Source organism: Enterobacter sp. WCHEn090032 (genome assembly GCF_003986875.1).
In the GTDB taxonomy this organism is placed as follows: domain Bacteria; phylum Pseudomonadota; class Gammaproteobacteria; order Enterobacterales; family Enterobacteriaceae; genus Enterobacter; species Enterobacter sichuanensis.
This window is the reverse complement of sequence record NZ_RXRN01000048.1, coordinates 1-8664: the sequence shown is the minus strand read 5'-3', so window position 1 is coordinate 8664 and position 8664 is coordinate 1. Positions and strand designations below refer to the sequence as shown.

The window sequence follows — 8664 nt, the reverse complement described above, 5'->3', positions numbered from 1 at the left end:
AGTGAGGGCATCAGGCCGCACCGATTACAGCGTCACACCACTCTTAAAGATCGCCAGCTCGCGGAAATCGTTCTTCTCGTTACAGGTCTGCTTGCCGTTAGCAAATTCCACAATGCTGTCCACAAACTCCGCCAGTAGCTCAGGCATCGCTTTACCGTGAATCAGCTGTCCGGCATCAAAGTCGATCCAGTGTTTTTTCTTCGCCGCCAGCTCGCTGTTGGTGGCGATTTTCACCGTCGGTACAAAACCGCCGTACGGCGTGCCGCGGCCAGTGCTGAACAGCACCATATGGCAGCCTGCGCCAGCCAGCGCGCTGGTGGCGACCGCATCATTTCCGGGGGCGCTCAGCAGGTTGAGACCATGCGTTTTCAGGCGCTCGCCGTAGCGCAGCACATCGACGACCTGGCTCGCGCCCGCTTTCTGGGTGCAGCCGAGGGATTTCTCTTCAAGCGTGGTGATCCCGCCCGCTTTATTACCCGGCGACGGGTTCTCATAAATCGGCTGGTTATGGGCGATGAAGTACTGTTTGAAGTCATTCACCATGGTGACGGTCTTCTCAAACGTCGCTTCGTCACGGCAGTGGCTCATCAGAATACGCTCTGCACCGAACATCTCCGGCACTTCGGTCAGCACCGTCGTGCCGCCGTTGGCGATCACGTAGTCCGAGAAACGGCCCAGCATCGGGTTGGCGGTGATACCGGACAAGCCATCGGACCCGCCGCATTCCAGACCAAATTTCAGCTCGCTCAGTTTGCCCGGCTCGCGCTTGTCATGACGCATCACCTCATAAAGCTGATGAAGCTGCTCAATGCCCGCTTCCACCTCGTCATCCTGATGCTGACACACCATAAAATGCACGCGCTCAGGGTCAAACTCACCCAGCGTCTCGCGGAAGGCGTCCACCTGGTTGTTCTCGCAGCCGAGGCCGATCACCAGCACCGCACCCGCATTCGGATGACGCACCATGTTTTGCAGCATGGTACGGGTATTGATATGGTCGTCACCCAGCTGGGAGCAGCCGTAGGTATGGCTGAAGAGATGCACCCCGTCAGTGCCTTCGGCATTATTGGTCTCTTTCAGAAAGCGCGTCTGGATCTGACGCGCAATCCCATTGACGCAGCCGACGGTCGGGAGGATCCACAGCTCGTTGCGGATCCCCACCTCGCCGTTGGCGCGACGGTAGACCTGCACCTCGCGATCCGCAGCCTGAACGCTTTCTGCGGGTAGATCAGGTTGATAGCTGTACTCGTCCAGATCGCTAAGATTGGTGCGGGTATTGTGGGAATGAAGATGTTCACCTGGCTCAATATCCGCTAACGCATGCCCAATCGGCAGACCGTACTTCACGACGTTGTCCCCTTTGGCGAGAGGCTTCACGGCAAACTTATGTCCGCGAGCAATCGCCTGACGCAGGGTGACGCTCTGGTTATCAACGGTCACCACGTCGCCTTCAGCGAGATCCGTCAGCGCGACGGCCACGTTATCCAGCGAATGGATTTTGATGTATTGCATATCAACCTCAAACGGCCTTAGTTCAGTTCAATGGCGAAGTAGTCGCGCGCATTGTTAAAGCAGATGTTTTTCACCATTTCGCCCAGCAGCTGGATATCCGCCGGCGCTTCGCCTGCGTGTACCCAGCGGCCAATCATCTGGCACAGGATGCGGCGGAAGTATTCATGTCGGGTATAGGACAGGAAGCTGCGGCTGTCGGTCAGCATGCCGACAAAGCGGCTTAACAGGCCAAGCTGCGCCAGCTGCGTCATCTGACGCTCCATACCGTCTTTCTGATCGTTGAACCACCACCCGGAACCGAACTGCATCTTGCCCGGCATCCCTTCACCCTGGAAGTTGCCGACCATGGTGCCCAGCACTTCGTTATCGCGCGGGTTCAGGCAGTAGAGAATGGTTTTTGGCAGCAGATTTTGTTCGTTCTGCTTGCTCAGCAGCTTAGACAGCGCTTCAGCCAGCGGACGGTCGTTGATGGAGTCGAAGCCCACATCCGCGCCCAGCAGCATAAACTGGCGCTGGTTGTTATTACGCAGCGCGCCGATATGGTACTGCTGTACCCAGCCGCGACGGGCATATTCTGCGCCGAGGAATACCAGTACCGCCGTTTTGAACTGCGCCACTTCATGCTCGCTCAGGGACTCACCGGAAAGACGACGCGCCAGAATGCTGTCCAGCTCGGCTTCGTTTGATTCCGCGAACAGCACCACATCCAGCGCATGGTCAGACACTTTACAGCCGTGCGCCGCGAAGTGATCCAGCCGTTTGGTCAGCGCGGTTTGCAGGTCTGCGAAACGACGGATGTCGGTATCAGAAACCTCGGCCAGCTTTGCCATGTAATCCTTAAATGTGGCCTGTTCGATATTAAAAGCTTTATCCGGGCGCCAGCTTGGCAACACTTTGATGTCAAACGCGCTGTCTTTGGCGATGGCCGCATGGTGTTCGAGAGCGTCAATCGGATCGTCGGTGGTGCCCACCATTTTTACGTTCATCTGCTTCATGATGCCGCGCGCGGAGAAGTTATCCTGCGCCAGCAGCGCATTACACCGATCCCAGATCTCATCCGCGGTCGCTGGAGAGAGCAGTGTTCCGGTGATACCAAACGGACGGCGGAGCTCAAGGTGCGTCCAGTGGAATAATGGGTTGCCGATGGTGTGCGGAACGGTCGCCGCCCAGGCGTCAAACTTCTCGCGGTCAGTGGCGTCGCCGGTACACAGGCGTTCAGCCACGCCGTTGGTGCGCATGGCGCGCCATTTGTAATGGTCACCTTTCAGCCAGATGTCATACAGGTTTTTGAAACGGTAATTTTCGGCAACCTGCTGCGGCGGTAAATGGCAGTGGTAGTCGAAAATTGGCTGGTCTTTGGCGTAGTCGTGGTACAGGCGGCGGGCAAATTCGGTATCTAACAGAAAATCTTCAGTCATAAACGGCGTCATTATCGTCTTCCTCATTACGGGAGCGTCAGAAAGCGTATGTTCATATGCTGCAAAGTTATCACACCAATTTCCACCCACCGAACCTTTTTTCGTGAGAGAGATCAATAAACGCCAACAAATTCATTCCCCTCACTGGAACAAACCCTGCTGCAGGCCGCGCCATTACTGGCTTTGCCCGCAGCGACGAATGTCCCCACAAATAATCATACATTTGTGATGTCACTCACCTTTTAAAGTTGTATGACAAGTTATCTTTTCGCCGTCGCAAACACTTAGCCGACGGAATGCATTACCGGTGTGAGAGACATCGGGTTTAACGGTACGGATACCGACTTATGCACGCTTACTTATGGCAAGGTTCGGGCCGTTCCGGGAGCTGTTCCCGGCTACGCCCCTCCCGTTACACAACGGCTCCCGGCAACGGTTGAGCGGTTGCCGTGCTCTGGCGCGGAAATAACATAACGATGAGGTTTTAGATGCGTAAAATTAAAGGGTTACGTTGGTATATGATCGCGCTGGTGACGTTAGGCACCGTGCTGGGCTACCTGACGCGTAACACCGTGGCAGCAGCAGCGCCAACGTTAATGGAAGAGCTGCATATCTCCACGCAGCAATACTCCTACATCATTGCCGCTTATTCCGCGGCGTATACCATCATGCAGCCGGTGGCAGGCTATGTGCTGGATATTCTCGGGACCAAAATCGGTTATGCCTTCTTCGCCATCGCCTGGGCGGTGTTCTGCGGGGCAACGGCGCTGGCAGGCAGCTGGGGCGGTCTGGCGCTGGCACGCGGCGCGGTGGGTGCCGCGGAAGCCGCGATGATCCCTGCCGGGCTGAAAGCCAGCTCGGAGTGGTTCCCGGCAAAAGAGCGTTCGATTGCGGTCGGTTATTTCAACGTGGGCTCGTCCATCGGGGCGATGATTGCGCCGCCGCTGGTGGTGTGGGCTATCGTAATGCACAGCTGGCAGATGGCGTTTATCATCTCTGGCGTGCTGAGCTTTGCCTGGGCAATAGCGTGGCTGCTGTTCTATAAGCACCCGCGTGACCAGAAAAAACTGTCTGAAGAAGAGCGTGACTACATAATTGGTGGTCAGGAAGCGCAGCATCAGACCAACAACGGCAAGAAAATGACCGTCTGGCAGATCCTGGGCACCCGTCAGTTCTGGGGTATCGCCCTGCCGCGTTTCCTCGCGGAACCCGCCTGGGGTACCTTTAACGCCTGGATCCCACTGTTCATGTTTAAAGTCTACGGCTTTAACCTGAAAGAGATTGCCATGTTCGCCTGGATGCCAATGCTGTTCGCAGACCTGGGCTGTATCGTTGGCGGCTACCTGCCACCGCTGTTCCAGCGCTGGTTTGGCGTGAACCTGATTGTCTCCCGTAAAATGGTCGTGACCATGGGCGCGCTGCTGATGATTGGCCCGGGGATGATCGGCTTGTTCACCAGCCCGTATGTGGCTATCGCCCTGCTGTGCATCGGCGGTTTTGCGCACCAGTCCCTGTCCGGCGCGCTGATCACCCTCTCCTCTGACGTCTTTGGTCGTAACGAAGTGGCCACCGCCAACGGTCTGACCGGGATGGCCGCCTGGACCGCAAGTACGATGTTTGCGCTGGTGGTTGGCGCGCTGGCGGATACCATCGGCTTCAGCCCGCTGTTTGCGGTACTGGCGGTCTTCGACCTGATGGGCGCGGTGGTGATCTGGACGGTGCTGAAAAGCAAATCGGCAGAAGAGCTGGCGAAAGAGTCTCTCGGAAAACCGGCGACGCAGAGTTAGCAACCATTTTTCCGCCGGGTGGCGCTACGCTTACCCGGCCTACAAAACCCGTAGGCCCGTGCAAGCGAAGCGCCGCCGGGCATTTAAAGGCCGCTCAGTAGCGGCTTTTTTAATGGCAAAATCTGGAGAGTGGCACGCAAAAGTGGTATAACAAATCATCTGCCGTACCCTGCCTGGAGCGCATATGGAAATCACCGAACCACGTCGTTTATATCAACAACTTGCTGCCGAGCTGAAAAATCGCATCGAGCAAGGGGTCTATCTTGTCGGTGACAAACTTCCCGCCGAGCGTTTTATCGCGGATGAAAAAAGCGTCAGCCGCACGGTGGTGCGCGAAGCGATTATCATGCTGGAAGTGGAAGGCTACGTTGAGGTACGCAAAGGCTCCGGCATTCACGTGATTTCCAATCTGCCGAAACACTCCCCCGTCGCGGACGAAAGTCTGGAATTTGCCAGCTATGGCCCGTTTGAGCTGCTCCAGGCTCGCCAGCTGATCGAAAGCAATATTGCCGAATTTGCGGCGACGCAGGTGACCAAGCAGGACATCATGAAATTGATGGAAATCCAGGAGAATGCCCGCAAGGAAAAATGTTTCCGCGATTCAGAGTGGGATCTGCAGTTCCACGTTCAGGTGGCTCTGGCCACGCAAAATACGGCACTGGCGGCAATCGTTGAGAAAATGTGGACTCAGCGCGTTCACAACCCGTACTGGAAAAAACTGCACGACCATATCGATTCCCGTACCGTCGACAACTGGTGTGACGATCACGATCAAATTCTTAAGGCGCTGATTCGTAAAGATCCTCATGCCGCTAAACTGGCGATGTGGCAGCACCTGGAAAACACCAAGCAGATGCTGTTCAATGAAACCAGCGACGACTTCGAATTTAACGCTGACCGCTATCTTTTTGCCGATAATCCTGTTGTTCATCTTGATACGGCCTCCAGTGGCGCAAAATAGATGACCTTTCTGCTGGCAGGCGCTTCGCTGCGCCTTCCGGCTTAAGTGGGTAAGCAAAACATATATAGTGTCAGCCTTTGTAAATCCCCTCGCTCACTTCCTGGCCTTACGCCAAAATCAACTCGCCCCTGCAAATTCTGTGACGCAGAACGTTGGGCTTTGTTACAATTGGATTCACTTCGTTATTTTGTAAGTTAGTGCTTGCTAACCAGCCAATTAACAGGGAACAGTGTTGGCCACACCGCAATGTGTCCGCGAGCGACCATAATGAAATCACAACAATGTCGCCGTGCTGTTTGTCCCGGATAACAGGCGTGACGTTAACCGATTTCCAGGAACACTGAATGGAACTTTTGACCCAACTACTGCATGCCCTCTGGGCGCAGGATTTTGAAACGCTGGCCAACCCTTCCATGATTGGCATGCTCTATTTTGTCTTGTTTATGATCCTGTTCCTCGAGAACGGTTTGCTGCCTGCTGCGTTCCTGCCCGGTGACAGTTTACTGGTGCTTGTCGGCGTGCTGTGTGCCAAAGGGGCGATGGCATTTCCGCAAACCATTCTGTTACTGACCGTCGCCGCGAGTCTCGGCTGCTGGGTGAGCTACATCCAGGGCAGATGGCTGGGCAATACCCGGATCGTTCAGAACTGGCTCTCGCATCTGCCTGCGCACTATCATCAGCGGGCGCACCACCTGTTCCATAAACACGGGCTTTCAGCGCTGCTGATAGGCCGTTTTATCGCCTTTGTACGCACCCTGTTGCCGACCATTGCTGGCCTTTCCGGGCTGAGCAGCACACGCTTCCAGTTCTTTAACTGGATGAGCGGCCTGCTGTGGGTGCTTATTCTGACCACACTGGGCTATGCGCTGGGTAAAACCCCGGTCTTCATGAAATATGAGGACCAGCTGATGTCCTGCCTGATGCTGCTGCCCGTTGTTCTGCTGGTCTTCGGCCTGATTGGCTCGCTGGTCGTCCTGTGGAAAAAGAAATATGGAGCCAGAGGCTAACGATGGTTATCTCGCCGTTCGCCCTGCGCCGCTTTGCCTGTGCCGCGATTGCCCTGGTGGTCATCAGCGCCCTGCTGCTGGCCTGGAGCGCGCTTTCGCATCAGGAATCGACGCTGGCCATTCGCCCGATAAACCAGGGGGCGAGCGTGCCTGACGGCTTTTCTGTCTGGCATCATCTTGATGCGAACGGGATCCGCTTTAAGAGCATCACCCCGCAGGACGACGTTTTACTGATTAAGTTTGATTCCCGTGCGCAAAGTGCCGCCGCGAAAGTGGTTCTCGACCGTACGCTGCCGCACGGGTATATCATCGCTCAGCAGGAAGATGACAGCCAGCCTGCTGCCTGGCTGTCCTTGATTCGCGATACGTCACATCGGTTCGGATAATTACCAGGATTCCGAATCTTTTCACCCACTTTGGTGAATCCCCCGTTTACTTACTATGCTTAAGTACGCGGAGCACCCCTCGAATGTACTCCGCATTAGTCTGGAACGCGGCTTACGCCGTAACACAATGGAAGGTTTCGATAATGAAATTCCGCATGACCCTGGCTCTGGCCCTTTTTTCTTTGAGCACAGCATCCTTTGCAAACTCTCTCTGTCAGGAGAAAGAACAGGATATTCAGCGTGAGATCGGCTATGCCGAAAAGCATAACAATCAGCACCGTGTTGATGGTCTTAAAAAAGCGCTGAGCGAAGTGAAAGCGAACTGTACAGACAGCAAGCTTCGTGCCGATCACCAGAAAAAAATCGCTGAACAGAAGGACGAGATAGCCGAACGCCGTCGCGACCTGCAGGAAGCGAAAGAGAAAGGCGATGCGGAAAAAATTGCTAAGCGCGAGAAGAAGCTGAAAGAAGCGCAGGACGACCTGAAAGCGCTGGAAGCTCGCGATTATTGAGTTAACGGAAATCTCAACAGGAGAGAATCATGTCAAAAGATACGACGTCTGAACATCTGCGCGCTGAACTGAAATCCCTGGCCGATACCCTGGAAGAGGTGCTGAACTCCTCTGCTGACAAGTCAAAGGAAGAGGTCAGCAAACTGCGTAGCAAAGCGGAGCAGGCACTCAAAGAGAGCCGCTATCGCCTGGGTGAAACCGGTGATGCACTGGCAAAACAGACCCGCGAAGCGGCTGCCCGTGCGGACGAATACGTGCGTGATAATCCATGGACGGGTGTCGGGATTGGTGCCGCAGTCGGTGTGGTACTGGGTGTCCTTCTGACGCGTCGTTGATATGGAAGATCCTCGTCACGCACAAGGGCCTGCTAATAACGTCCTCGGCATCGGCCAGCGTATTTTAACAACGCTGGTTGGCATTGCCGAAACGCGCGTCCGGCTGGCAGTGGTAGAGCTGGAAGAGGAGAAAGCGAACCTCTTCCAGATGCTGCTGATGCTGGGCCTGACCATGCTCTTCGCCGCGTTTGGTCTGATGAGCCTGATGGTGTTAATCATCTGGGCCATTGACCCGCAGTATCGTCTTAACGCGATGATTGCCACCACCGTCGTGCTGCTGGTTGCGGCGCTGATTGGCGGGATCTGGACGCTGCGTAAAGCACGCCAGTCCACTTTCCTGCGCCATACGCGTCAGGAGCTGGCTAACGATCGCGCCCTGCTGGAGGATGACAAGCCGTGAGCGGTAAAGCCGAACGTCAGAAGCGCAAAGCGTATCTGTTAAGCCAGATCCAGCAGCAACGGCTGGATCTGTCTGCCAGCCGTCGCGACTGGATTGATGCGACGCGACGCTTTGATCGTGGCTGGAACACCTTCCTGAGCCTGCGTTCCTGGGCCCTGGTCGGCAGTAGCGTGATGGCTATCTGGACGGTTCGTCATCCGAATATGCTGATCCGCTGGGCGCGGCGTGGCTTTGGCGCCTGGAGCGCCTGGCGTCTGGTGAAAGCCACAATTCGTCAGCAGCAGCTGCGGTGATAAAAGCAAAACGGTAACCCTGGTTACCGTTTTTTGTTTTGCGCCCTCTCCCT

The 8664-nt window shown here is 55.6% G+C and carries 10 protein-coding genes; 8 read left to right on the top strand and 2 right to left on the bottom strand.

The features are described from left to right. Positions 1–24 precede the first annotated feature (24 nt). On the bottom strand, positions 25–1512 hold the full coding sequence (locus EKN83_RS22865; RefSeq protein WP_095451844.1) for a UxaA family hydrolase: 1488 nt from the start codon (positions 1510–1512) through the stop codon (positions 25–27). A 17-nt stretch (positions 1513–1529) separates the two neighbouring features. Continuing rightward, positions 1530–2942 (bottom strand): glucuronate isomerase, encoded by a 1413-nt coding sequence (gene uxaC, locus EKN83_RS22860; protein WP_126801756.1) that lies wholly within the window; start codon positions 2940–2942, stop codon positions 1530–1532. 476 nt (positions 2943–3418) lie between these two features. Here uxaC and EKN83_RS22850 point away from each other — a divergent pair, with 476 nt between their 5' ends. From EKN83_RS22850 to EKN83_RS22815, 8 genes are all read left to right on the top strand, one after another. After that, positions 3419–4717, top strand: a complete 1299-nt coding sequence (locus EKN83_RS22850) for an MFS transporter (protein ID WP_047959513.1) — start codon at positions 3419–3421, stop codon at positions 4715–4717. Between the two features lie 184 nt (positions 4718–4901). Then, entirely contained in the window at positions 4902–5678 is a 777-nt protein-coding gene (exuR, locus tag EKN83_RS22845; RefSeq protein ID WP_025759862.1) for a transcriptional regulator ExuR, read from the top strand. 344 nt (positions 5679–6022) lie between these two features. Further along, a complete protein-coding gene (gene yqjA, locus EKN83_RS22840; RefSeq protein WP_045286330.1) occupies positions 6023–6685 on the top strand; it encodes a DedA family general envelope maintenance protein YqjA in 663 nt (220 codons plus the stop codon). Positions 6686–6687: 2 nt separating this feature from the next. Further along, positions 6688–7071, top strand: a complete 384-nt coding sequence (gene mzrA / locus EKN83_RS22835; RefSeq protein WP_126801755.1) for an EnvZ/OmpR regulon moderator MzrA — start codon at positions 6688–6690, stop codon at positions 7069–7071. A gap of 143 nt (positions 7072–7214) precedes the next feature. After that, positions 7215–7583: a DUF1090 domain-containing protein gene (locus tag EKN83_RS22830; protein WP_025759866.1), complete on the top strand. Its 369-nt coding sequence runs from the start codon at positions 7215–7217 to the stop codon at positions 7581–7583. A 29-nt stretch (positions 7584–7612) separates the two neighbouring features. Then, complete coding sequence (locus EKN83_RS22825) at positions 7613–7918, top strand: YqjD family protein (protein WP_008503141.1); 306 nt, start codon at positions 7613–7615, stop codon at positions 7916–7918. A gap of 1 nt (position 7919) precedes the next feature. Beyond that, the gene (locus EKN83_RS22820) at positions 7920–8318 is read left to right on the top strand and encodes a phage holin family protein (RefSeq protein WP_025759867.1); all 399 of its coding nucleotides are present in this window, start codon (positions 7920–7922) and stop codon (positions 8316–8318) included. Then, positions 8315–8611, top strand: a complete 297-nt coding sequence (locus tag EKN83_RS22815; RefSeq protein WP_008503139.1) for a YqjK-like family protein — start codon at positions 8315–8317, stop codon at positions 8609–8611. The genes EKN83_RS22820 and EKN83_RS22815 overlap by 4 nt, the downstream gene beginning before the upstream one ends. Positions 8612–8664: the final 53 nt, after the last annotated feature.

Excerpts from the sequence above, each read along its gene's own strand:
- yqjA (WP_045286330.1), top strand. The coding sequence starts at position 6,023 with ATGGAACTTTTGACCCAACTACTGCATGCCCTCTGGGCGCAGGATTTT.
- mzrA (WP_126801755.1), top strand. The coding sequence starts at position 6,688 with ATGGTTATCTCGCCGTTCGCCCTGCGCCGCTTTGCCTGTGCCGCGATT.
- EKN83_RS22850 (WP_047959513.1), top strand. The coding sequence starts at position 3,419 with ATGCGTAAAATTAAAGGGTTACGTTGGTATATGATCGCGCTGGTGACG.
- EKN83_RS22865 (WP_095451844.1), bottom strand. The coding sequence starts at position 1,512 with ATGCAATACATCAAAATCCATTCGCTGGATAACGTGGCCGTCGCGCTG.
- EKN83_RS22820 (WP_025759867.1), top strand. The coding sequence starts at position 7,920 with ATGGAAGATCCTCGTCACGCACAAGGGCCTGCTAATAACGTCCTCGGC.
- EKN83_RS22830 (WP_025759866.1), top strand. The coding sequence starts at position 7,215 with ATGAAATTCCGCATGACCCTGGCTCTGGCCCTTTTTTCTTTGAGCACA.
- uxaC (WP_126801756.1), bottom strand. The coding sequence starts at position 2,942 with ATGACGCCGTTTATGACTGAAGATTTTCTGTTAGATACCGAATTTGCC.
- EKN83_RS22825 (WP_008503141.1), top strand. The coding sequence starts at position 7,613 with ATGTCAAAAGATACGACGTCTGAACATCTGCGCGCTGAACTGAAATCC.
- exuR (WP_025759862.1), top strand. The coding sequence starts at position 4,902 with ATGGAAATCACCGAACCACGTCGTTTATATCAACAACTTGCTGCCGAG.